This is a genomic window from Brumimicrobium aurantiacum (genome assembly GCF_003402975.1).
Lineage (GTDB): Bacteria > Bacteroidota > Bacteroidia > Flavobacteriales_D > Crocinitomicaceae > Brumimicrobium > Brumimicrobium aurantiacum.
This window is the reverse complement of sequence record NZ_QURB01000007.1, coordinates 20,508-45,164: the sequence shown is the minus strand read 5'-3', so window position 1 is coordinate 45,164 and position 24,657 is coordinate 20,508. Positions and strand designations below refer to the sequence as shown.

General features: G+C 34.6%; 22 protein-coding genes. 11 read left to right on the top strand and 11 right to left on the bottom strand.

Going from position 1 to position 24,657, the window contains the following annotated elements:
• Nucleotides 1–13: 13 nt before the first annotated feature.
• Nucleotides 14–1,087, bottom strand: a complete 1,074-nt coding sequence (paaE, locus tag DXU93_RS11160) for a 1,2-phenylacetyl-CoA epoxidase subunit PaaE (protein ID WP_116881374.1) — start codon at nt 1,085–1,087, stop codon at nt 14–16.
• Between the two features lie 284 nt (nt 1,088–1,371).
• Here paaE and paaA point away from each other — a divergent pair, with 284 nt between their 5' ends.
• The 5 genes from paaA (at nt 1,372) to DXU93_RS11135 (ending at nt 4,215) form a co-directional block, all read left to right on the top strand.
• Nucleotides 1,372–2,325, top strand: a complete 954-nt coding sequence (gene paaA / locus DXU93_RS11155) for a 1,2-phenylacetyl-CoA epoxidase subunit PaaA (protein WP_116881373.1) — start codon at nt 1,372–1,374, stop codon at nt 2,323–2,325.
• A gap of 32 nt (nt 2,326–2,357) precedes the next feature.
• Nucleotides 2,358–2,645 carry a 1,2-phenylacetyl-CoA epoxidase subunit PaaB gene (paaB, locus tag DXU93_RS11150; protein ID WP_116881372.1) on the top strand — a complete coding sequence of 96 codons (288 nt, stop codon included), beginning with the start codon at nt 2,358–2,360 and terminating at the stop codon, nt 2,643–2,645.
• A gap of 9 nt (nt 2,646–2,654) precedes the next feature.
• The gene (paaC, locus tag DXU93_RS11145; protein ID WP_116881371.1) at nt 2,655–3,413 is read left to right on the top strand and encodes a 1,2-phenylacetyl-CoA epoxidase subunit PaaC; all 759 of its coding nucleotides are present in this window, start codon (nt 2,655–2,657) and stop codon (nt 3,411–3,413) included.
• Between the two features lie 26 nt (nt 3,414–3,439).
• A complete protein-coding gene (gene paaD / locus DXU93_RS11140; protein WP_116881370.1) occupies nt 3,440–3,934 on the top strand; it encodes a 1,2-phenylacetyl-CoA epoxidase subunit PaaD in 495 nt (164 codons plus the stop codon).
• Nucleotides 3,935–4,002: 68 nt separating this feature from the next.
• Nucleotides 4,003–4,215, top strand: coding sequence for a heavy metal-binding domain-containing protein (locus tag DXU93_RS11135; RefSeq protein WP_116881369.1), 213 nt, complete (start codon nt 4,003–4,005; stop codon nt 4,213–4,215).
• A gap of 69 nt (nt 4,216–4,284) precedes the next feature.
• Here the strand turns inward: DXU93_RS11135 and DXU93_RS11130 are convergent, their stop codons facing one another.
• Genes DXU93_RS11130 through DXU93_RS11120 form a run of 3 tightly spaced genes read right to left on the bottom strand, consistent with a single transcriptional unit; the run spans nt 4,285 to nt 10,763 of the window.
• Nucleotides 4,285–6,210, bottom strand: a complete 1,926-nt coding sequence (locus DXU93_RS11130; RefSeq protein ID WP_116881368.1) for a tetratricopeptide repeat protein — start codon at nt 6,208–6,210, stop codon at nt 4,285–4,287.
• Nucleotides 6,192–7,190, bottom strand: coding sequence for a PorP/SprF family type IX secretion system membrane protein (locus DXU93_RS11125; protein ID WP_116881367.1), 999 nt, complete (start codon nt 7,188–7,190; stop codon nt 6,192–6,194). The genes DXU93_RS11130 and DXU93_RS11125 overlap by 19 nt, the downstream gene beginning before the upstream one ends.
• On the bottom strand, nt 7,191–10,763 hold the full coding sequence (locus tag DXU93_RS11120) for a DUF7948 domain-containing protein (protein WP_116881366.1): 3,573 nt from the start codon (nt 10,761–10,763) through the stop codon (nt 7,191–7,193).
• Nucleotides 10,764–11,086: 323 nt separating this feature from the next.
• Here DXU93_RS11120 and dnaK point away from each other — a divergent pair, with 323 nt between their 5' ends.
• The 3 genes from dnaK to DXU93_RS11105 all read left to right on the top strand — a co-directional run bounded on the left by dnaK (nt 11,087) and on the right by DXU93_RS11105 (nt 14,735).
• On the top strand, nt 11,087–12,994 hold the full coding sequence (gene dnaK / locus DXU93_RS11115; RefSeq protein WP_116881365.1) for a molecular chaperone DnaK: 1,908 nt from the start codon (nt 11,087–11,089) through the stop codon (nt 12,992–12,994).
• A 327-nt stretch (nt 12,995–13,321) separates the two neighbouring features.
• Entirely contained in the window at nt 13,322–13,666 is a 345-nt protein-coding gene (locus DXU93_RS11110) for a PadR family transcriptional regulator (protein WP_116881364.1), read from the top strand.
• The gene (locus tag DXU93_RS11105) at nt 13,659–14,735 is read left to right on the top strand and encodes a hypothetical protein (protein ID WP_116881363.1); all 1,077 of its coding nucleotides are present in this window, start codon (nt 13,659–13,661) and stop codon (nt 14,733–14,735) included. The genes DXU93_RS11110 and DXU93_RS11105 overlap by 8 nt, the downstream gene beginning before the upstream one ends.
• 918 nt (nt 14,736–15,653) lie before the next feature.
• Here DXU93_RS11105 and DXU93_RS11100 read toward each other — a convergent pair.
• The 7 genes from DXU93_RS11100 to DXU93_RS11070 form a co-directional block, all read right to left on the bottom strand.
• Complete coding sequence (locus DXU93_RS11100; RefSeq protein WP_116881362.1) at nt 15,654–15,911, bottom strand: Txe/YoeB family addiction module toxin; 258 nt, start codon at nt 15,909–15,911, stop codon at nt 15,654–15,656.
• Between the two features lies 1 nt (nt 15,912).
• Nucleotides 15,913–16,167: a type II toxin-antitoxin system Phd/YefM family antitoxin gene (locus tag DXU93_RS11095; RefSeq protein WP_116881361.1), complete on the bottom strand. Its 255-nt coding sequence runs from the start codon at nt 16,165–16,167 to the stop codon at nt 15,913–15,915.
• 254 nt (nt 16,168–16,421) lie between these two features.
• A complete protein-coding gene (locus tag DXU93_RS11090; RefSeq protein WP_116881360.1) occupies nt 16,422–16,709 on the bottom strand; it encodes a hypothetical protein in 288 nt (95 codons plus the stop codon).
• Between the two features lie 651 nt (nt 16,710–17,360).
• Nucleotides 17,361–17,816 (bottom strand): hypothetical protein, encoded by a 456-nt coding sequence (locus DXU93_RS11085; RefSeq protein ID WP_116881359.1) that lies wholly within the window; start codon nt 17,814–17,816, stop codon nt 17,361–17,363.
• A 161-nt stretch (nt 17,817–17,977) separates the two neighbouring features.
• Entirely contained in the window at nt 17,978–19,090 is a 1,113-nt protein-coding gene (locus tag DXU93_RS11080; protein WP_116881358.1) for a YaaC family protein, read from the bottom strand.
• Between the two features lie 642 nt (nt 19,091–19,732).
• Entirely contained in the window at nt 19,733–20,581 is an 849-nt protein-coding gene (locus DXU93_RS11075) for a hypothetical protein (RefSeq protein ID WP_116881357.1), read from the bottom strand.
• A 60-nt stretch (nt 20,582–20,641) separates the two neighbouring features.
• Complete coding sequence (locus tag DXU93_RS11070) at nt 20,642–20,836, bottom strand: tyrosine-type recombinase/integrase (protein ID WP_116881534.1); 195 nt, start codon at nt 20,834–20,836, stop codon at nt 20,642–20,644.
• Between the two features lie 458 nt (nt 20,837–21,294).
• On the opposite strand from DXU93_RS11070, the gene DXU93_RS11065 reads away from it, so the two are divergent.
• From DXU93_RS11065 to pyrF, 3 genes are all read left to right on the top strand, one after another.
• Nucleotides 21,295–22,461: an AIR synthase related protein gene (locus DXU93_RS11065; RefSeq protein ID WP_116881356.1), complete on the top strand. Its 1,167-nt coding sequence runs from the start codon at nt 21,295–21,297 to the stop codon at nt 22,459–22,461.
• 8 nt (nt 22,462–22,469) lie between these two features.
• Nucleotides 22,470–23,555: a peptide chain release factor 1 gene (gene prfA, locus DXU93_RS11060; protein ID WP_116881355.1), complete on the top strand. Its 1,086-nt coding sequence runs from the start codon at nt 22,470–22,472 to the stop codon at nt 23,553–23,555.
• 266 nt (nt 23,556–23,821) lie between these two features.
• Nucleotides 23,822–24,643 (top strand): orotidine-5'-phosphate decarboxylase, encoded by an 822-nt coding sequence (gene pyrF, locus DXU93_RS11055; RefSeq protein WP_116881354.1) that lies wholly within the window; start codon nt 23,822–23,824, stop codon nt 24,641–24,643.
• Nucleotides 24,644–24,657 lie beyond the last annotated feature (14 nt).

Below are 24,657 nucleotides of genomic sequence, written 5' to 3'. Positions count from 1 at the left end.
ACCTAAAATTTTATTAATCATCAAAAGATACAACCAATTGATCACTTGTTGGGTGAGCTTGACAAGTCAATATATAACCCGCGTCAACCTCGTCTTTTTCTAATGCATAATTCACATCCATTCTCGCTGTACCTTCGAGTACTTTTGCTTTACACGTACAACAAACACCACCTTTACAAGCATAAGGAACATCTGCCCCCATTTTTGAAGCGGCATCTAAAATACTTTCACCTTCACTATCTAAGTTAAGTAAAATCTCTTCCCCATCCAAAATAACCTTTATGTTAGCCTCAACTTTATCAGCAGCAGCAACTTTTGGTAAAGGTTTTTTATCTTTTTGAGTTGGAGAAGTAAACAATTCAAAATGTACATTTTCCGGTGCAAATCCAGCCTCTTCAAAGACATCTTTTACAGCGTAAATTGTTGGTTCAGGACCACAAACAAAAACTTCATCAATTGATTGACCTTCAAGAATCGCCTTGTATATTTTCTCAATTTGATTTTTATCAAGTAAGCCTTCTTGTAATGGATTTCCAAGTTTTTCTACACTGAAAACGTGCATCAAACTGAATTTATCCATGTGAAGATTTTTTAATTCTTCTAATTCGTCACGGAAAATAACGTGATCTATTCCACGGTTACCATAAATCAAAGTTACATTACTTTTCTTAGCTGTATGTAAAATTGTTTTGATCAATGACATCACTGGAGTGATTCCACTACCACCAGCAAAAAACACAAAAGATTTCTCTGTATTTTCATCAATTTCAGTGGTAAAAGTTCCCATTGGTGTCATTACTTCCATCTCCTCACCAACTTTTAATACGTCATTAGCGAAAGTAGAAAACTTTCCTTGGATCATTTTTTTCACAGCAACACGCAATTCATTCTCCTGTAAACCAGTACAAATAGAATAAGAACGGCGCACATCCTCACCATCAATTGTTGTTCTAAAAGTCAAATATTGACCTGGTGTATATTTATAATTTTCTTTAAGATCGTCTGGAACGCTCAATGCAATAGAAACAGCATCACTGGTTTCTTGACGAATATCTTTAACTTTTAAGGCGTGAAATCTTGGATTCATAATTTATAAATTCTGTGATTACAAAATTAACAACTAAAGCCATATTTCTTGGATATCGTATCAAAAAGTTCTATTTTAAACCTTAAAACTTATACACATGGAACATTAAGACATTGAAATGACAATGATTTCAACTTTGAATCTTAGCGTTGAAATTGATAGAACATCTTAGAAATTCAAATTAAAACAAAGTACAACGATTAATCAACGCATCAAATCATATTTATTTTATAAATTTGTAAAGGTCAATTTCTTTAGGAGAATGTACCAAAAAACTTAGAATCATGGAGAAAAATAAAATAGACGCATTAAATAAAGCCTTTCAGGACAAAATTGATAACGAAATCAAAATTGAGCCTAAAGACTATATGCCTGATGCTTATAGAAAAACATTAATTCGCCAAATCTCTCAACATGCCCACTCAGAAATAGTTGGTCAATTACCAGAAGCAAACTGGGTAACAAGAGCACCTAACTTGAGAAGAAAAGCTGTTTTATTGGCTAAAATTCAAGATGAAGCTGGACATGGATTGTATTTATACAGTGCTGTTGAAACATTAGGAGCTGACAGAGAGCAAACAATTGATGATTTACACGAAGGAATTGCAAAATATTCGAGCATTTTCAACTACCCTACTCTAACTTGGGCTGATATGGGAACCGTTGGCTGGCTTGTAGATGGAGCAGCAATTATGAATCAAGTTCCGTTGTGTCGTTGTTCTTATGGACCATACGCTCGTGCCATGGTTCGTGTTTGTAAAGAAGAATCTTTCCACCAGAGACAAGGATTTGAAGTGGTCACTCAATTGGCAAAAGGTACACCTGAACAAAAAGCAATGGCACAAGACTCATTAAACAGATGGTGGTGGCCTGCATTGATGATGTTTGGACCAAACGATGCCGATTCAACACACACAGCACAATCAATGGAGTGGAAAATCAAAAGACACACCAATGATGAACTAAGACAAATGTTTGTTGACGCAACAGTTCCACAAGCGGAATTGATTGGTTTAACTATTCCAGACAAAGATTTGAAGTTTAACGAAGAAACAGGTCATTATGATTTCGGTGAAATTGACTGGGATGAATTTTGGCAAGTTGTTAAAGGTTACGGTCCTTGTAATGAAGAAAGAGTTGCTGCAAGAAAGAAAGCAAAAGAAGATGGATTATGGGTTAGAGAAGCTGCAAATGCTTATGCTGAAAAAAGAGCTGCTCGCAACAAGAAAGCATCGTAATCATAGATAGAAAAATTAGACAATAAAGTATTATGAATAAGAAAGAATGGCCACTTTGGGAGGTTTTTATCAGAAGTAAACAAGGATTAAGTCATAAACATGTAGGAAGTTTACGAGCTCCTGACGCAGAAATGGCTGTGAACAATGCACGTGACGTATATACAAGAAGAAGCGAAGGTATTAGTATTTGGGTTGTAGAATCTGCAAATGTTGTTGCTTCAGATCCATCTGAAGCTGGACCACTATACGAACCAGCAAACTCAAAAGCATATCGTCACCCAACATTTTATGAAGTTCCAGAAGGAATCAAACACATGTAATCCATCGCAATGACAAAACAAGAAGCATTATTTGAATATTTATTAAGAAAAGCTGATGACAGTTTAATTCTTGGTCACCGTTTGTCTGAATGGTGTGGACATGGGCCAATTTTAGAGGAAGATATTGCCATCACTAATATCGCATTGGATTTAATTGGACAAGCCACTGAGTTGTATAAATATGCAGCAGAAGTTGAGGACAAAGGAAGAGATGAAGATGACTTAGCTTTCTTAAGAATTGAAAGAGAATACAAAAACGTTTTATTGGTTGAACAAACCAATGGAGACTTTGGTAAAACTATGATTCGTCAATTGTTCTTTGATCATTTTGAGCACCTTCTTTATGAAGAGCTAATGAACAGTAAGGATGAAAGAATTGCAGCCATTGCCACAAAAACGATAAAAGAGATTAAATACCATATCAAACACTCAAGTGAATGGACAATTCGTTTAGGTGATGGTACTGAAGAATCTCATAACCGTGTTCAAAAATCTGTTAGAGATTTATCTCGCTTTACAAAAGAATTGTTCTATCAAGATGAAGTAGATCAAATCTTAATCGCTGAAGGAATTATTCCAGATGTGAGTAAATTCAAAGTAGAATACGATAAAAATATAAAAGCTATTTTAGACGAAGCTACATTAGAACTACCTAATGAAAAATGGCAATTGGATGGTGGACGAAAAGGTGTTCACTCTGAACATTTAGGTTACTTGCTAACTGAATTACAGTATATGCAAAGAACTTATCCAGGAATGAAATGGTAGAGTCAATTACGAATTATTAATTAAATATGACTAAGGAAATAACAATTGATGATATTTGGGAAATGCTTGAGGATGTTACAGATCCTGAAGTACCTGTATTGACTGTTGTAGACCTTGGTGTTGTTCGAGAGGTTATCGCAAAAAGCCCTTCTCACTTCAAAATCGTCATTACTCCGACGTATACTGGATGTCCAGCTATGCAAGTTATTGAAGAAGACATTAAAGAACGATTGGGAAAGGAAGGAATCACTGTTGATGTGGACCTAGTATTATCGCCTGCTTGGACAACAGATTGGCTAAGCGAAAATGGGCGTAAAAAACTGGAAGAATACGGTATTACTCCACCTCAAAACGAAGGAGATAAATCTGTTCTTTTTGGTGATAAACCAGAAATCCCATGTCCCCTTTGTAAATCAAAAAACACAAGATTGGTTTCTCAATTTGGATCAACTGCTTGTAAAGCATTATACCAATGTAATGATTGTGAAGAGCCTTTTGACTATTTTAAATGTTTGAAATAAATATTTTTGAACGAAAACCTTTTGACAAACCTGTTACTTAATAAACAATTTATATTAAAAACATTACAATGAAAAAAGCAAGAATTTTAATAGCAGCAAGTTTATTCGCTCTTTCTGGAGCAGTACTAACTTCATGTGGAGCAGAAAGTGAAAACACACAATCTGAACAATCCGCAGATGCTGTTTACCAATGTCCAATGGACTGTGAAGATGGTAAAACTTACAACGAAAATGGTCAATGTCCACTTTGTGAGATGGATCTTGAAGAAATTGATGCTTAGGAATTGATTTGCAGTAGGGACGATTTGCAAATCGTCCTTACTGCAAATCGTCCTTACAGCAAATCGTTCCTACTGTAAATCTACACTTTGAATTTCTATTTTTCTTTCGATCGCCGCAGCTCTAGAATATACTGAATTCTTTTGATCGTTTGGATTATCACTTACAATTTGGTCAGCTTTATTTTCCCCAAAAGGAATTTGAGTGATAATTAATCTTCCGCCATCTTCTGAAGTACCATCGATATACTTTCTAAAGACACCATTTTCATAAGCATATAAATAATTTACCAAAGAAGCTATTCTTCTTTTGGTTAGGTTTTCGTTGTAATCTGTTTTGGCCAATGGACTTGCAAATCCTTTAACAATTAGCTCTATCTTTCGCCCTTTTTCCAATTCTACAATGAGTAAATCTACAAAGTGATTTAAATCCTTTAATCCTTGTTCCACATACTCCAAAAAGAAGTCCTCAATATCATCTTTTGCGTCATCAACAGCCTTCCCTTTCAATCCTTGAGCATATTTTGATTTGTACTTATCTTTCATAGCAACATAATCTTGATAACTATCCAGATAATTTACATTTGAAACAGTATCCCAAGAACGTGGATTCGGGATATCATTATGAAAATATAAAGTCACAGGCAATCTTCGATTTAAATCTTCTAGCGTTTCTTCAATAGTTGGTGGAAGATCAATCAAAGGTTGACGCACAAGAAAAACATCGCTACAACAAGTAGGATTCTTACTAAAATTACTTCCTATTCGATTTGAACTAAAAAAAGCAGTATCTCCGGTCATTGTCTCAAAATAATAAAGATCATTGGCTGGGGAATTAATAGGCTCCATCATATTTATTGGATCTGAAAAATCTGTATTGTAATTAGATTTAAACACATCTTGACCTCCAAACCCTTCATACCATGAACTACTGAAATAAAGGGTATTGGTTTTTCCATCCCAAAACGGAGACAATTCATTATCCAATGTATTTATACTTCGCAGATTTCTTGGTCTATCGAATTGATTCCCGTTTTCAATAAAGCTATACCAGATATCCATTCCACCTCTTCCTCCTTCTTTATTTGAAACATAAAATAAGACTTCTTTCTCGTCCCATTCTCCAATAAAAGGCATTGTTGTGCTTGCATTTTCTTGATTGATGATTGATCCAAGTGTGTCTACATCAACGAATTTATCTTTCTCTATATAGGCTACTAAAATTTTACAATTGAAACTTCCTGAATCTTCATCACAATAACTAAAATAAAAACGATTTCCATCCAAACTAAAAGTTCCATTTCCAGTATGAGCATTTTTAAAGGCCAATTCATCAATCCGTTTTTCTGAAGAAAACACACTATCCTTTAATGTTGAAACGAATAAGTGTGTACGATAAGATGGATCATACACCTCTTCTGTAGCACTAATTGAATCGGCACGTAAGGAAGAGAAAATGAATTTATCTTTAAATTGTCGATGACCAAACTCTGCATTCTTTGAATTGATTTGCTGTGGAAGTGCTTCAAATACGAGGTTTAAAGAATCACCTTGATTTGCTTTTGCCCAAATGCATGACCTAATTTCAGCACGACATTTTTGATATAAATACCCTCTTCGGTCTCCTCTATATTTCTTTTTTCCAAGTTTAAATTGCTCCAATGCTTGCTCATATTTTCCAGATTGTTTAAGCATCAATCCATATTTCATCAGGCTCGAAGGGTATAATTCTGCTCCTTCCCTACCATAAACTTTTCCATAATAAAAGGCCGCTTTTGCATAATCTTTATACGCTTTTAAAGTTTCTGCATAGTTCCACAATATATCAATGGTGTTTGAATCTATTTGCATTGCCTTTTCATAGTAATTTAAAGCATAGACATAGTCTCCTTCAGCTTGTTTTTTATTGGCAAACTCAAGATATTTTTTCAACTCTTGTTGTCCAAAGGAGACAACAGTGAGGAATTGTAGAAGAAGAACTAAATAAAATCTGGACATACTCTGTGTATTATATTCTTCGGTTTAAATGAATGAAGGATGTATCGAAAACTCAATTCCAACCCTCCTCTAGATCGACTTGCAGGTGTTAAATCTGAAGTATTGATATCATAGGATATTCCTCCCCAATAATTTTGGTATTCCATTCCCGCTGAAATATAAAATGCATCATTACTTCGCATATAAAGTCCAGCCATCACTGCTTTATATTCACCCAACCTATCTTCTAAAATGTAACGCACTTGGGAACCCAAAATCAACTCTCTGTATTTTCCTTGTAAATTAAGTTGAATAGAAGGTAAAATATCCCAATCAAAACCAATTGCATATTCTGCCTGTGTAAATAAATTAAAACGCATATCTCTTTTCACCTCTTCTCCTAGGAAACTTTGGTTAGGACGATTAATATTGAACAATCCTATACCTGTAACGATTCGTTCTCGCTTACTTTTTTGAAATTCGTAGGCCATTCCAATACCAAAACTAAAATTGGTCTTTTTCTGACTTTGAAATGTTTCTTTAGTATCAAGTGATCCGTCAAATTGATAACCATTCCATTGATTATCGAAAGTAAAAGCACTTGCATTTATCGAACGAAAATTTACTCCAAGTTGTAATCCCGGACGTAGTAAATGAGTAGAATCTGCCGTTAATTTATAAGTATAAGAAATAGAGGGTTGAAATTCTATGGTACGAAATGATCCATCACCCGCCACATCGTTCAAAATATAACCTCCAAGATTAAATCCTTTATAAATCTGTTTTGCTTCAGCTGAGATCGACAAGGTTTGAAACGGAACAGTAACATTCCTCCATTGATCCTTATAATTAGCATGAAAACGATAATCACCATCAAAACGACCAACATTTGCAGGATTTTGAAATACAGGATTATGATCAAATTGTGACCAGTGTACATCTTGGCCAAACGCCTCTGCATTCCATATCAAAAAGAGCAATATGTAGATTAATATTCTCAATTAGCGAATCAATGTAATATTTCCTTTGATTAAAAATTCTTGTCCATCAATACAATGTCCTTTCAAATAATAATCATATACATCAGGATCGAGTAGTTTACCTTTATAAGTTCCGTCCCAACCTGGACCATGTGTGGTGTTCGATTCATAAACGAGTTCTCCCCATCGATTAAATATTTTAAAATTAACATCAGAGACAATTAAACTTCTTACATAAAGTACATCGTTTTCCCCATCTCCATTTGGTGAAAACGCATTGGGAACAAAAATATAAGGTTCATCACAGACATAAGGAAAGGCAGTTACTGTAATCATCGCGTTTTTAGTACAAATTCCGTCAGAAACCGAAACAGTATAGTTGGTGGTACCATAAACGATAGCATTTGTTTCTTGTGCATTTGGATTTTCAACACCATCTGTAGGAGACCAACTATATGAATAGCCATCCGGTTCGGCATTTAAGACTACCACAGTTCCATTGGGTACGATTGAATCTGAAGCATAAGCCTCTACAATTGAAGGATCAATATTACTAACTGAAACTAAAATAGAATCGAAAATGATACAGCCATTACTTGTTTCAGCATTCAAATAAACATATTGAGTTACGCTAGGATTTACCGTTACAGTACTCGATCCATCACCTGAAACTATAATTGAATCTGAAGACCAATCTATACTTGTGAAACCTACTGAAGGATCTCCTGTTGATGCTGAAATTTGTGTATCTTCTCCTAAACACAGCAGAGTATCACCTTCTAAAAGAATATTTCCACTTGTAAAAATAACCTCAACACTATCTACTAACTCACATACTCCATTAGAAGCATTGATGTAAATCCAACCTCCAGTGGGATGGTTAATTTGCAAAGTTGAATCCAAAGTATTTGTATTCAACGTATCGGTAAATGATGGATTAGATGACCATACAAATTGATTTGCTGTTCCATTCGTTAATGCTGTCAATGTAATAGTATCAGGCTGGCATAGACTAATGGTTTGCAATTCTTCCAATTCTATTTCTGGAAGAACAGTAATGGTTACTACTGCTGAATCAGTGATTAAACACACAGAGTCGGTTACTGTGAGCATTACTTCATAAGTACCTGGCTGAGTGTAAGTCACTGTAGGTTCTAGCGTTGTAGAATCGACATTTCCATTTCCAAAATCCCACAAAAAACGATCTCCATCTGAAGATTGATTGGTGAATTCAACATCGAAAGGCGCACAACCCATTTCTGATTCAACAGTAAACTCAGCGGTAGGAATAAGGTTAAAATCAAACTTAAAAGTCAAAGCATTACAATTATTGGCTAAGTTTTGATCTGACCAAGCTCCAGCAGTTGTTGGAAAATCACTATTTCCTCCGCAACCTCCACAAACACCTTGATAAACAACACCGTTTTTATCAAATCGACTGGTTCCACCATCAACATGTTCTTGAGAAGAGTTACTTCCCAAATAGGTTCCATACAACAAACTATTAAATTCTCGTTCGATAACCATTAAATGAAAATCAAAACCACTAGGAGGTGTTCCTTGAAATGCATCTGGAGTTACTGGCATATTATTCATTGCCGAGGAACCAGCCAAAACACTCCCTCCCCATCCTGAGACATACATGTTTCCACAAATATCTACGAGAAATGCTGCTGGAGAAATATCAAAAATAGTACTACCACTTCCAAAGACCGTTGAGCCATCTATAAATGATAAATCAGGATTCATTTTTGCGATAAACTGACTCGAATTTGGCACTTCATAATTTGCGTTAATCACAGGAAATGTTCCACCGTTACTCTGACCAAGAACAAATACATTGTCCAATCGGTCTATTTCCACAAAGAAAGTTTGGTCGTAATTAGACGTTCCGATATAAGTAGAGTGTGTTAGATTCAAACCATTTGGTGAGAGCTTTCCAATAAAACCATCTGCCTCTCCTCCACCATAAACATCTTGATAAACTCCAGGAGTACTTTGCAAATCGGAAGAAGTTGTTCCTCCTGCAAAAACAATATTTTCACTAGAGTCTATTTTCACCGAATAAATAGCGTCTGCTTCTGTACCTCCAAAATAACTTGAAAAAAGCAAACTTGTGAAATCATTTTTCACTTTAAATACGACCCCGTCTTGTTGACCTGCCAAATTAGGCTGGAAAGCATTCGTCGTTGGAAAATCACTTGATCTGGCACAAGAACCTATCAAAATATTGTTATCGGAATCCAGCATAATTTCGCCACGGAATTGATCTCCATAATTCATTGTTAAACTGTCATAAGCTGCGGCCGAGTTATAGTTTCCTGCACTCACGATATAATTTACACCGTCATTTAAACTTCCTCCAACATAAGTTGAGCCAAGTAGATTATGTCCATTCGTACTAAATTTCGCAACATAAATATCTGTCCCTACAATTCCAAAATTGGTTCCATTGTAATTAATTGAGAAAGGTGTTCCTCCGCCATGCGTGGTTTGAAATCCATTCACAATTGGAAAATCTAATGAGGAAGTTGAACCAAAAACATATATATTGTCATCTTGATCACAGATTAATGAATGTGGTACATCCGTCCCTTCCGTATTGCTACCTCCTCCATAAAAAGTGGCCCATAACATTTGAGTTCCATCATCTGAATATTTGGCAATAAAGGCATCTGTAGTAACCGTTCCAATATTGACTGAGGTGATATTTGAATTTACATCATAAGCATTAGGATCTGGCATCGGATGAGAATTTCCATAGATTGTACCACCTGTAAAGGCAGAACCGTCATAACCATATGTGGCAGTCATTCCAAAGTTATCTGACACAGCGCCATTAAAGGTGGCAAAAACTAAAGTTGGATCGATCACTAATTCGGCTCTTTTGTTGTACTCTCCCAATTCAAACAAGACATTTTCACCATCTATGCTGTATTGACAGGTAATTTCAATAATCTTTCCATTGACAATTTGGTAGGCATATGGTTTCTCCTCTATAATATTACCCAATTCCGTTTCAATCACCAGATTTCCTTTCTTGTCGATTTTCAATGCATCTTGATAAGAATAATCTAGCTTTATTTGATTTGGAGATTTCCCAGGCCCAACAATAAACTCATATTTAATTTGTTTTTCTTGTTCTATAAAACGAAGATCAATACCATCATAAATTTCATTTAAAGTAAACTCTTCATATCCGTGCACATCAGAAGCCCATTTCGATTCATCGTTACCTAAAAAATAATTGTAATAATGTTCAGTTGCTCCTTTTTTGTCTACCCTGGATATTTCATTTGCATCAACAAATTTCAATTCCACAAGTTTTTCGCGGAAGCTCACTTCTTCTTTGACCTTCTTTTTAGAAAAATGTGCTTCTTGTAATTTTGAAAAATCTTGAAGCTGAAACAAGACTCTACCTTGTTCCACCCACATGTTTCCGCCTTCTATTTTATTTTTGAAAAACACATGGTCTTCCCACTGACCTTTATTCTCAAGAAAAGCATGGTGAACTGAATGGGCATGAGTAATTTCTTGGCTCAACAGACCAAAAGGAAACAAGAATATAAATAGTAAGTGTAGATACCTTATCATATTGCTAAAATAAGGAAATCTCTGAAACAAACCGAACACCAAATAAAACAAGTCCTACTAAGAGAACAACTTAGATTTCTAAGTTTAAAATCAGAAATACTTTTAGCAGGCTATAATTAACCTAACAGATTGATTGTTATGACGAAGCATGCTTAAAAGGATCAATTCCTGTCAGTTTTAGGACAAGATGTCAGTCAAAAATCGATGATTGACTAAAAAAGATGTCAAAATGAAAGAAAATCCTACTAAAACTCTAGTGGCATCATGATTGATAAAAGGAGGGTGAGTTAAAAATTAAACTAGAAAAAAAAACAAAAATTGATATGGGAAAAATAATTGGAATTGACTTAGGTACTACCAACTCTTGTGTTTCAGTAATGGAAGGTAACGAGCCAGTAGTAATTACAAACGCAGAAGGAAAACGTACGACACCTTCAATTGTTGCATTTGTAGAAGGAGGAGAACGTAAAGTTGGAGATCCAGCAAAACGTCAAGCCATTACAAATCCAACAAAAACTATTTCATCTATTAAAAGATTCATGGGGGTAACTTATGATGAAGTTAATAACGAGGATGGAAGAATGTCTTACGAAATCGTAAAAGGAGACAACAATACACCACGTGTAAAAATAGACGACAGAACATTTACACCACAGGAGATCTCTGCAATGGTTCTTCAAAAAATGAAGAAAACTGCTGAGGATTACCTTGGACAAGAAGTAACAGAAGCTGTAGTAACAGTTCCTGCATACTTCAACGATTCACAACGTCAAGCAACGAAAGAAGCTGGTGAAATCGCAGGTTTAACAATTAAAAGAATCATCAACGAGCCAACAGCAGCAGCATTGGCATACGGATTAGACAAGAAAAATGTTGATCAAAAAGTTGCAGTATTTGACTTTGGTGGAGGAACGCATGATGTTTCTATCTTAGAGCTAGGTGACGGAGTATTCGAAGTATTGGCTACAGATGGTGACACGCACTTAGGAGGTGACGATGTTGATGAAAGAATCATTGAGTGGTTGGCTGAAGAATTCAAAAAAGATGAAGGAATTGACTTGAGAAAAGATCCAATGGCACTTCAACGTTTGAAAGAAGCAGCTGAAAAAGCAAAAATTGAGCTTTCTTCTACAACTTCAACTGAAATCAACTTGCCTTACATCATGCCAGTTGATGGAGTTCCTAAGCACTTAGTAAGAACTTTACCAAGATCTAAATTTGAGCAATTGATCTCTGACATCGTTGAAAAAACAATTGAGCCATGTCGTTCAGCATTGAAGAGCGGTGGATTATCTATTGACGATATCGACGAAGTAATCTTAGTTGGTGGATCAACAAGAATTCCAGTAATTCAAGATGCTGTGAAGAACTTCTTCAAAAAAGATCCTTCAAAAGGAGTTAACCCAGACGAGGTTGTTGCAATTGGTGCTGCAATTCAAGGTGGTGTTTTAACAGGAGAAGTTAAAGACGTATTGTTACTAGATGTTATTCCACTTTCATTAGGTATTGAAACTATGGGAGGAGTAATGACTAAATTAATTGATGCAAATACAACGATTCCTACGAAGAAATCACAAGTATTCTCAACAGCGGCAGACAACCAACCATCAGTTGACATTCACGTACTTCAAGGAGAGCGTTCAATGGCAACAGATAACAAAACGTTAGGTAGATTCCAATTGACGGATATTCCACCAGCGCGTAGAGGTGAGCCACAAATTGAGGTGATCTTTGATATTGATGCGAATGGTATCATGAACATTTCTGCAAAAGACAAAGGAACAGGAAAAGAGCAATCAATTAAGATTGAAGCATCTTCAGGATTGAGCGAAGAGGAAATCGAAAGAATGAAAAACGAAGCTCAAGCAAACGAAGAAGCAGATAAGAAGAAAATGGAAGAAGTTGAGACGATCAACAAAGCAGATTCTCAAATTTTCCAAACAGAGCGTCAATTGAAAGAATATGGAGATAAAATTCCAGCAGAGAAGAAACAACCAATCGAAGATGCTTTAGCTGAATTAAAAACAGCATTTGAAGCTAAAGATTTGGAGAAAATCAATACTGCATCAGATAAATTGAACACTGTATTCCAAGCAGCTTCACAAGAGATGTACCAACAAGAAGGAGCAGGAACTCAAGGAGGTGCTGAACAAGGAGCTAGCGAAGAAAACGCAGGTGACGATGAAGTAACTGATGTTGACTTCGAAGAAGTAGAAGACGAGAAAAAATAAATTTAAGTTTTCATAGAGAGAGAGGCTACTCACAAGGTAGCCTCTTTTTTTTGGGTGTATCCTAAGAACTATGGAAGTTATTTGGAAAGGGGATTAACAATAATATGTTAATCCCCTTTTTTATTTTAGTCTCTAATAAAAACACAACAATATTTCTTCTAATTCTATCAATTTTTAAATTTTTCTCTCTCTTATTTGAAGTTAAAAAATAAACAACAGCATAAAACAACATTCCAAACTCCTTTATTTACGGGAAGATTATGAAATAAACCTAAGAAACTTAGGTGTTAAATTTGTTTACCTAAGATTCTTATGTATATTTGTCCTATGTATACATCAGAATTAATAAAAGGAACATTAAAGACAATTATCTTAAACCTATTAAAGAATAGAGATAAAATGTACGGTTATGAAATTACTCAAACAGTAAAAGAAATGACTAATGGCAAAATCAAAATCACAGAAGGAGCCTTGTACCCTACTCTGCATTCACTAGAGAAAAAGGGAGATATAGGGTTTGAAAAGGAGTACATTGGAAAACGCGTGAGAAAATATTATTCCCTCACCGAGCAAGGACAAAATACGGCTCAAGAAAAGGTTAACGAATTTGCGGACTTCATAGAAACAATGAAGTACTTATTAGACATTGATATAAAACCGAGTAATGCATAAATTTACAGAAGTTGAAATAGATTTCATTTTAGCGGATATAAAAGCCAATGGAGTTGATATTGAAGATCTGCAATACAACTTACTTGATCACATTTGCTGTATCATCGAGAATGAGAAATCTGATAATGAAGACTTTTATGAATTCTATAAAAAAATCATGCCTCGGTTTTTCAAAAAGGATTTAAAGGAAATCCAGGAGGAAACCGAGATTTTATTAAAATTCAAAAATTATTACGCCATGAAAAATACATTAAAAATAACAGGTTTTACAATTACAGTTTTCACCATTCTAGGAGCTTTTTTAAAATCATTCCACCTCCCTGGTGCTGGAGTGGTAATAATTTTAGCAGGAGGTCTATTTAGTCTCGTCTTCTTACCACTTCTAATTATTCTAAAGTTTAGAGATGAAGAAAGTAAAACGGATAAATGGGTATTCAGTTTAGGGTTTTTACTCGCTATAATTATGACTGTTGGAATACTATTTAAACTAATGCATTGGCCTTATGCAAACATTCTCATGTTTTCTGGAGTTATTGCTTTTACCTTCACCTATGTCCCGCTATATTACGTTACAAGAATAAAGCGCCCCGAACTTAAATTTAACACGATAGTTAACTCAGTGCTAATGTTTGCTTGCGGAGGAATGTTGTTTGCGCTACAGAATTTAGGTTACAGTTCAAAAACAAATAATCAGCAAGAGATTTATGAAGAATATTATGATCAAAAAATCGAGACATTAGAAAATACAAATCAAGAATTGTACAATATCATCGACACAAACAAAATCGAAATTTCTGTATTGAGAAAGTATTCAAGAGCCATTATTCAATCAATTGAAGAAATAAAACAGGAATTAAATACTAAAGGGGACGACTCCTTCAAGGATTTACAAGCAAACCTGACTACATACAATGATTATATGGATAAACATTCTTTAGCAGAAAAAAAGATTGGACTCAGTGAATTATTAAAAAAAGAAACTCAAAGAAAAATTTTAGATGACATTTTGGATCACATTCAACTTCAAGTTCTAAACAATGAGAATTCTCTTTTGAATAAGTGGAGTTAAAAAATAAACTTTAATTATTTGAATTGAGGTCGTTTGGAAGGACGGCCTTTTTTCATTTCAAGTTTAAGGAGGTAGAAAGGTTACCCACAAAGGCATGCAAAGGTTTTCGCTAAAGGCTCAAAGGCTATATTTAACTTTGGCAAATTGAGAACGCAAAGAAGAGTTCTCCTGTGGTGAGGTGTTTTAACACGGAGGAAAAAGGAGTGTTTTCACGAAGGTATACGGAGGTTTGTTGTGGTTGAGGTAATTTGAAGAGAAAGAAAAGTGAGACACATGAGAAGTGCTGGATGGTGTAGAAAAAGAAACCGCAAAGGTACACTGAGGTTTTACACAAAGAAACGCAGAGGTTATTTGCCTACGGCAAATTGAGAACGCAAAGAAGAGTTCACCTGTGGTGAGGTGTTTTAACACGGAGGAAAAAGGAGTGTTTTCACGAAGGTACACGGAGGTTTGTTGTGGTTGAGGTAATTTGAAGAGAAAGAAAAGTGAGACACATGAGAAGTGCTGGATGGTGTAGAAAAAGAAACCGCAAAGGTACACTGAGGTTTTACACATAGAAACGCAGAGGTTATTTACCTACGGCAAATTGAGAACGCTAAGAAGAGTTCTCCTGTGGTGAGGTGTTTTAACACGGAGGAAAAAGGAGTGTTTTCACGGAGGGACACGGAGGTGTTTATCTGCTTCGGTGAAGGATGCTTGAGCGAAGGATTCAGCCTTAACAATAAGTCCTTAATTAATGTAATCGTTTCCGCAGAATAAATTCATGACAGGCTAAAACATGGGGACCGACGGACACAATTTAGCTTGTCTAAATATTGGCCAACTTAGCACAGCGATTTCACAACCATAGGGCGTAATCAGTTGGCAAACGGAGACACTCGGCACGCCGAAGACTTAGTTATTTCCTGCTGTACTTTTCTAGTCATAATGAAATCGGCATTTTGCAATTAAAATTTCTCCGTCTTTATATTGATAAATCAATCTATGTTCACTGTCAATTCTTCTTGACCAAAATCCGGCGTATTTATGTTTTAAAGGTTCTGGTTTTCCGATCCCGTCAAATGGATTTCTTGATATATCCTTTAAAAGTTCGTTTATTTTTTTAAGTTTTTTCTTATCTGTTTTTTGCCAATATAAATAATCTTCCCAAGATTCGTCAACAAATGTATATTTCATATTAGTCTTCGATTAAGTCTCTTGAAAATGATCTTCCATTTTTTAGTTTGTCAATAGCAGAGTCTAAACGTAATTCATTTTTTCGGGAAGATAATTCGTGACTGGTAGCCATTAGAGAATTATATTCTTCTAAGGACATAACAACAATTCCAGAATCTTTTCCGCGATTAATTATTAAGGTTTCAAAGTTTTTAATAACTCTGTCCAAATATGTTTTAATGTCCTTTCTAAACTCAGAAACAGTTGTGATTTGCATAATTTAATACTTATTTAAGTACAAATATATGTACAAAATATGGTATTTGCAATTTTCCCGTATTGTTGGCAACAGGAAGTCTGCGCACAAACCCCATTTTTACTCAAATATTAGTCTTACAAAGCAAATAGACTTCATTTAAGGTGCTTTTATTTTTAGGTTCTAACAAATATGAAAATGGCTTCCTTTATAAAAAACCATTAAAAACAATAATGAGGTTAGCTCTTGTTTATTTTGGCATTTATTTAGCAAATTTAACTTACCCACTTATCAAAGTAATATTTTAAAAACCAACCTAATGTAATTGATAACACTATATAAATTACTTTCTCAAAATGTTTACTTTTAAAGATTTTTTTAATTTTATACTCAATAGAAACATACCATTCAGCTTTTTCAAATTTATGGCTTTCGGTTCTGTTTTCAGTAGATTTTATAATTTTTTCAGCAGTTTCTTTATCACGATAGAGATAGTCATAAGTTCCTTTTTCAAAAAATATTCTTTTCACAAGAACTTGTTTAGATTTTTTTCTTCGTTTCATTTTCAGAGTTTGAGTGAGTAAATGGTTGCCAACAATTGGCTATAACATTGCGCATATCCAACCTGTGTGGTTACTCCAAATTTAATAATTCAATTTGACTTTTTATATTTTTCAACTGATTTGTTATTACTCGCCTATTTACTTCTATCCTTCTACTTTGAGGCCGATTAAAAATTGAATAGATCTTAAATCTGTTCCAAATTCTAAATGATAAGTTACAAAGCTATGTCTTAAAATGTAAAGGGATGGATTTTGAAATTAAGGAGTTAATTCTGGGGTTAAGAGGTCCACTATCAAAATTGAAAGCTAACAATGAATTTTAAACAACTTGTAGTCTGCTCTTTAAAATCTGTAACTCATACGGACAGCTATTTCCATGCTTTAAATGAATTCTTTTGTCAAAATCAATACTTAATACCGCATTATCTCAGCAAATCAGAAGATAAAAAGTGTTCCTGTTTGACAAAACAGCATATTTCTAAAAATAGAAAGTCCAATTTATAGAAATACAATCACAAGTTTTCTTATTGAATCCCCATAGTTTTTCTAGACTTCGAACCCGCCACCAAAGGCAGAGTTCAACACCAAGCACAATGAACTCAAGCCTTACTTGACTTCATTGATGCTTAATTGTTATGCGGTATTGTTGTTTTAAACATATTTTCGTTCCTGTATCTTTTCCTTTAATTCTGGAAGGTTATCAATTATTAATTGAATCGATTTTGAAGGTTTATCCATTATGTCATGTATAAAAAATTGTGGCTTTTCAATGAAGTGAATAATTCTATTATCTGAAAGAGTTATTGTGACTAACTTAAAATCCCACCTGATTCTATTGTCAGTTATAGGAGTAATACTAAGTATGTCATTTGAATCAATTACTTCGTTGTTAACCAATAATTGCTTTTCAATTTTTACTTGTACAGGTTTATTATATTTTTTATACAGGATTATAGTATCTAATAACCAAATTAATAAAGCTATTATTATGCCTACTAATAGTGTATAAATCTCTCTTGTTGTTATAATTAGAATTACAGAAACTAGTAAAACTATCGGTAAAATAATTGATATAAACCTATCCAGATATGTTCCACTAATAGTCATTTCAACGTTGAGTTATAGTTACCGCTAACGGTCTCGGGTATGCGTAGTGCGGGATTTTAAGGCACTTATCTTTCCGTTTTCCATTGATTTTGTTTTATGTTAATAATTTCCTTTTAGCACTTCAGCCCGCATTACGTATACCCATTGTTAGCAGCTGACTTTTAATTCAAATTTGCCATTGGAACAGCACATATTTTATTTGTCATAAATCCAGCAATTAAGTACAGGAATTGCTTCGGTGAACTTGTCAGCACCTCTGATATTAAGGATTTGTATTGTCCTTCTAAAATTTCTTCGTTCAATGTCGGTCGATAACGAGCAACTGAGCCGATGTAAAACATAAGACTGAAATAATAAATTAAAGGCGAATAGTTATCTGGTTGTAAGTCTAAGTAATATTTGTAGCCTACTCTTGTCAACATAATTCTAATATTACACCCCGTTATTTCTTTGCACAATTCATTATAATTTGATTTCCAACTGCTTTCTGATGTGTGAGTTAAATTTCTTACCTGCTTGGATAGATAGCAAACTCTTTCTTTAGAATCTTCGCTTTCTTCTAAAATTTTTGAGAGAATACCTTTTTTAAATTTTTCTATACGATAATCATGTTTGTGTTTTTTCTCAAAACATATTCTATATGTAAGCTTATTCCACCTTCTATTATTTGATAAAAATTCAATATCTATGGGTAGAAATTTTCGTTTACTAGTTTTTGTTAAGTTAAGATTATATGCTAGTTCATGAATCTCAGGAAGATTTGATATCATTTCTTCTAAAGATATTTTAGTGCCCGGTTTGACTGTATAACCTAGTTCTTTAGCGAACTCATGGAAAATATTAATACCTCCATTTTTTGCGTTGGATGAAATTGTTAAATCCATCGTATCGTTTGGATTTAAACTTAAGCCATGATATTCCTGATTAGTTTCTAAATCATGTCCTCGAACTAGTAAAAAAGCCTTTACAATATTCAAAACTGAATAATATGTTAAGGTTGCCTTGGTTGGCATTTGTACATTTTCAGCGCTTCTTTGAAAACTTTCAGCTAATTCAGTAAAATATAGTGCTTTACTTAGTTTATCTTTTTTTGGACCTAGCTTTTCAGTTTTCTTTTTAATGCTGTCATGTTCATTTTTCAGAAATGCTTTGAGATAATTCCATGGGTCAGAGGTTAATACATATGATTCTCCAGGTACGTTTCCAAAGGGGAAGTATTTTACAGAAGTAAATTTCTTTTTAGCTTCTACGAATTCAATTTTCTTTCTTCCCATTATTGGTTTTATTGTTTGCTGCTAACAATCGGCTAATCGTATTACGTTTAGCCATACTGTATCTTTTACTCCAAATTTAATAATTCAATCGGACTTTTGATATTTTTCAACTGATTAGTTATTACTCGCCTATTTACTTCTATCCTCTTACTACTGCTGAGTCCCTATAAAAATTGAATAGATCTTAAAACTGTTCCAAATCCTAAAAATTGTGTCGCAAAGCTATGTCATAAAATGTAAAGGGAAGGCTTTTGAAATTAAGGAGTTAATTCTGGGTTTAAGAGGTCCACCATCAAAATTGAAAGTAAACAAAGAACTTTAAACAACTAGTAATCTGATCTTTAAAATCTATAACGCATACGGACAGCTATTTCTATGCTTTAAATGAAAGCTTTTGTCAAAATCAATACTTAATACCGCATTATCTCAGCAAATCAGAAGATAAAAAGTGTTCCTGTTTGACAAAACAGCATATTTCTAAAAACAGAAAGTCCAATTTTTAGAAATACAATCACAAGTTTTCTTATTGAATCCCCATAGTTTTTTCAGGCTTCGAACCTGCCACCTAGGGTAAGCATTCAAGATCAAGTAAATGAAGTCGAACTTTACTTAACCTCATTGATTCTTAATTGTTGGCAGTAGTTATTTTATTTCCGAGACATATAAATTCTTTACTTTATCTACAAAGTCAAATTTAGTGTGTTCAAATGGTGAATAGATAAAAAACTGTTTAATTACTTCGGTCGCAAAATCAATTCTCAATGCAGCAACAAATCCTTTGTCTTTGTAATTCTCTACCATAATTCCAACTAGGTAAAATTTTGGAACTCCTTTTTTTCTGTCATTCCAATCAGGCACATACCAAAGTCCGCTACCACTTATTCCTCTCAATTCTTTCGTTATTTGTTTCTTTTTAGAACCAAAAGGCGCAACTTTTCTTTGATATTTTACTAAAATAAAATGGTCAGGATTAAATCTATATTTTTCATATTTGTTTTCACTTAATGGATAAGTCAAAAATTTAACAGGAATAGGATTAAATTCCGCTTTACCACTTGTCTTTTTCACACCTGAAATTGGATAGCCAGCAATCACATAATAACCACCTTGTTGAACTTTATGATTAACGATAATATTCGAAGGGTTGCAAAATCCAAAACTTCCATTAATGAAATGTTTGTTTTGTCTTGTTGAGAATTTCAGCAGACCAAAATCGATTGGATTGTCAGTTTCAGAATCTTTGTAAGAAGTGATTACAGTTCCGTTTAACCAAACCATTTTTTTGTCAGCTCCAGGAACCATTAAATTCGGCCAGTCCTTCAAGTTCAATAAGTGTCCTGCACTTATCAAATATCTATCTTCGTTTATTTTCAAGAAAATTCCGCAACCCATCGGAATTGCAGATGGTGGATTTGGAATACTAATTATTGGCGTAACCTGTAATGCAGTATTTGCTACATTTTGTGTTAATATGTTTAATTTTTTATCCAATTTCTCAAATTACAGCCAACAGGTAGCTAAACGCAATTGCTTTTATTCACCATGTATCTTTTAACCCAAATTTAATAATTCAATCGGACTTTTAATATTTTTAAGATGATTTATTGCTACTTGCGTATATATTTCTGTCGTTTTACTACTGCTGTGTCCCTTTAAAAATTGAATAAATCTTAAATCTGTTCCAAATACTAATTGATAAGTTGCAAAGCTATGTCTTAAAATGCGTGAACTCCCTTTATTCTTAATTTCTGCTTACCTTGCTGAAAATGGTATTCTGAGGCAATGATATTTCCCCCGGCCCTGACGGAAACGGAAATCCTGTTGTACTGTTTTACTCAGCTGTATTCACAAAAAGAGCGACCAACGGAATGCTCCTTTTTGGGGATTTTACAGCGTGGTAAAAACAGGAGACAGATTGGAGGTGTAGGCAGAAAAGGACGCTAAATCAGCAAGAGTTTTGAGCAAGAGCATACAAGTAAGAATCAGCAAGAGTTTTGAGGCAACCAAACTTGAGAACTAAATAACTTGAAAACTACCCAACTTGATAACTAACTTATAAAACTAACCAACTTAAAAACTCAACGGAACTCTGCGAAAACTTTGCGAAACTCTGCACTAACTTTTTTTTATCTATCCAATTAAAAAACCTTCCCCCCTCTCTTAAATTTTAATTATCTTTGCGTTTTCATAATCGTAAAAGAATCATGGCAGATAATCGTTATAATCAAAGAGGGGTTTCCGCAGGGAAAGAAGATGTGCACAATGCAATTGCAAATATTGATAAGGGACTTTTTCCTAAGGCATTTTGTAAAATCGTACCTGATTTATTAACTGGAAGTGAAGACCACTGTGTGGTAATGCATGCTGATGGTGCAGGAACTAAATCTGCCTTGGCCTACATGTACTGGAAAGAAACCGGAGATATTTCGGTTTGGAAAGGTATTGCTCAAGATGCTTTGATTATGAATGTTGACGATTTATTGTGTGTTGGAGCGACAGACAATATTTTGGTTTCATCGACAATTGGTCGAAATAAAAACTTAATTACTGGTGAGGTACTTTCGGCATTGATTAATGGTTCTGAGGAATTATTGGCCGACCTTCGAGAAATGGGAATTGGAATCGATTCTACTGGTGGTGAAACGGCTGATGTTGGTGATTTGGTGCGTACTATTATCGTTGATTCAACTGTGGTTTGTAGAATGAAACGTGAAGACGTAATTTCTAATCACAACATTAAACCTGGAAACGTTATTGTTGGACTTTCTTCTTCTGGTCAAGCGACTTACGAAAAAGAATATAACGGAGGAATGGGTTCAAACGGATTAACTTCTGCTCGTCATGATGTTTTCCACAAATATTTGGCAGAGAAATTCCCTGAAAGTTTTGATCCTAGTGTTCCAGATGACCTCGTTTACAGTGGAAATTATAAATTAACAGATGAAGTGGATGGAAGTCCTCTTGACGCTGGAAAACTTGTATTATCTCCTACTAGAACTTACGCTCCAATTATTAAGAAAATTTTAGATACTCACCGTGCAGACATCAATGGAATGGTTCATTGTAGTGGTGGTGCACAAACAAAAGTACTGCATTTTGTAGACGACGTACACATTATCAAAGACAATCTCTTCCCTATTCCTCCGCTATTTAAAGCGATTCACGAAGAATCAGGAACAGATTGGAAAGAAATGTACAAGGTTTTCAATATGGGTCACAGAATGGAGCTTTATGTTCCTGAAGAAATTGCACAAGACATCATTAAGATTTCAGAATCATTTAATGTTGATGCACAAATCATAGGTCGTGTTGAAGAAAGCGATGCTAAGAAATTGACCATCACTTCTGAATTCGGTACATTTGAATATTAAACACATTTATGGATAATACATTATTAGGCAAATTAGAAGCCATTCATTATAGATTTAAGGAGGTTGGACAACTTATTGTTGACCCGGATATAATTGCTGATATGAAGCGTTATGTTAAACTCAACAAAGAGTACAAAGATCTTGAAGAGTTAGATAAAGTTTACGAGGAATATAAAAACGTACTTGAAAACATAGCATCTTCAAAAGAGCTACTTGCGGAGGAAAGTGATCCTGAAATGCGAGAAATGGCGAAAATGGAATTGGATGAATTAGAGAACAAGCGTCCAGCAATGGAAGAAGAAATCAAATTCATGTTGATTCCTAAAGATCCAGAAGATGACAAGAACGTTATTATTGAGCTGAGAGCTGGTACAGGTGGAGATGAAGCGTGTATTTTCGTGGAAGACATTTACAGAATGTACACGATGTTCTTCAAGGAAAAAGGATGGAAAGTTGAAATCATTAACTCTAACGAAGGAAGTACTTCTGGATACAAGGAGGTTTCAATGAATATTGAAGGTGAAGGTGTTTATGGAACAATGAAATTTGAATCGGGAGTTCACCGTGTTCAGCGTGTTCCTGAAACAGAATCTCAAGGACGTGTACATACATCTGCAATTACAGTTGCGGTTTTACCCGAGGCTGAAGAAGTGGATGTGGAATTAAACATGGCTGATGTTCGTCGTGATACTTTCCGTGCTTCTGGAGCTGGAGGTCAGCACGTAAACAAAACGGATTCTGCCATTCGTTTAACGCACGCGCCATCAGGAATTGTGGTTGAATGTCAAGATGGTCGTTCACAGCACAAAAACTACGATAAAGCGCTTTCTGTTCTACGTTCACGTCTATACCAAGTAGAATTGGATAAAATCATGAGTGAAAGAGCTGAAAAGCGTAAGTCATTGGTTTCTTCGGGTGACCGTTCGGCAAAAATTAGAACTTACAATTATCCACAAGGAAGAATTACCGATCACAGAATTAATAAAACAATGTACAATCTTTCTTCTTTCATTAATGGAGATATTCAAGAAATGATTGATGCTTTGAAGATGGCTGAGAATGCTGAGAAGTTGAAAGGTGAGGAAGGGCTTTAGTAGTTACGAATTATTTAATTATGATCCGATAGCTATCGGATTACGAATTTTGGTTAACTCTAAATAATTGAAATGCGTTGCGCTTATGGTGTAACGCATTTTTTGTTTGTGAACACCTTTTATTCAGCTCGAAATTCAAATTGAAAAAAGTTCCTTCATTAAGGAAGAATGTCAGTTCCAAAGAAAAGACAATCAGCCCCGTTAGTGCCTACTATCTAACAAAATTTCATTATCTTTGCCTTTCTTATTTTTTTAAGTAGAAAGCAATGACAAGAGAAAAACTTATCCAAGAAATAAAATCCACGAAATCTTTCCTTTGTGTTGGATTAGATACAGATATGGACCGAATTCCAAAGCATTTATTGGATACAGAAGATCCGATTTTTGAATTCAATAAAGCCATTATTGATGCAACTAAGGATCATTGTGTTGCTTATAAGCCAAACATTGCTTTTTACGAATGTCTTGGACCTAAAGGATGGGAATCTTTAAAGAAAACGATTGATTACATTCCAAAGAATAAGTTTACGATTGCAGATGCAAAACGCGGAGATATAGGAAATACATCGCGCTATTATGCAAAAACATTCTTCGAATACATGGATTTCGATGCTGTAACTATTGCACCATATATGGGAGAAGATTCAATTACACCATTTTTAGAATACAAAGACAAATGGGTTATAGTTTTGGCATTGACATCAAATAAAGGAGCATTAGACTTTCAATTCATGACAGATCTAAGTGGTGAGAAACTCTACGAAAACGTTTTGAAAAAAACCTCAAAATGGGGAAGCGCAGAACAGCTAATGTATGTTGTGGGTGCCACACGTTCTGAAGGAATTCAATCGGTGAGAAATATTGTACCTAACTATTTCTTTTTAGTCCCAGGAATTGGAGCTCAAGGTGGAAGTTTAAATGATACAGCACAATATGGATGGAATGACGATTGTGGTTTATTGGTAAACTCATCAAGAGGAATCCTTTATGCTTCAGAAGGAGAAGATTTCGCGAGTAAGGCCCAAGAAAAAGCCATCGAAGTTCAACAAGAGATGGAAGTTATTTTAAAAGACAAAGGTCTGATTTAAGTATCTTAAAATAT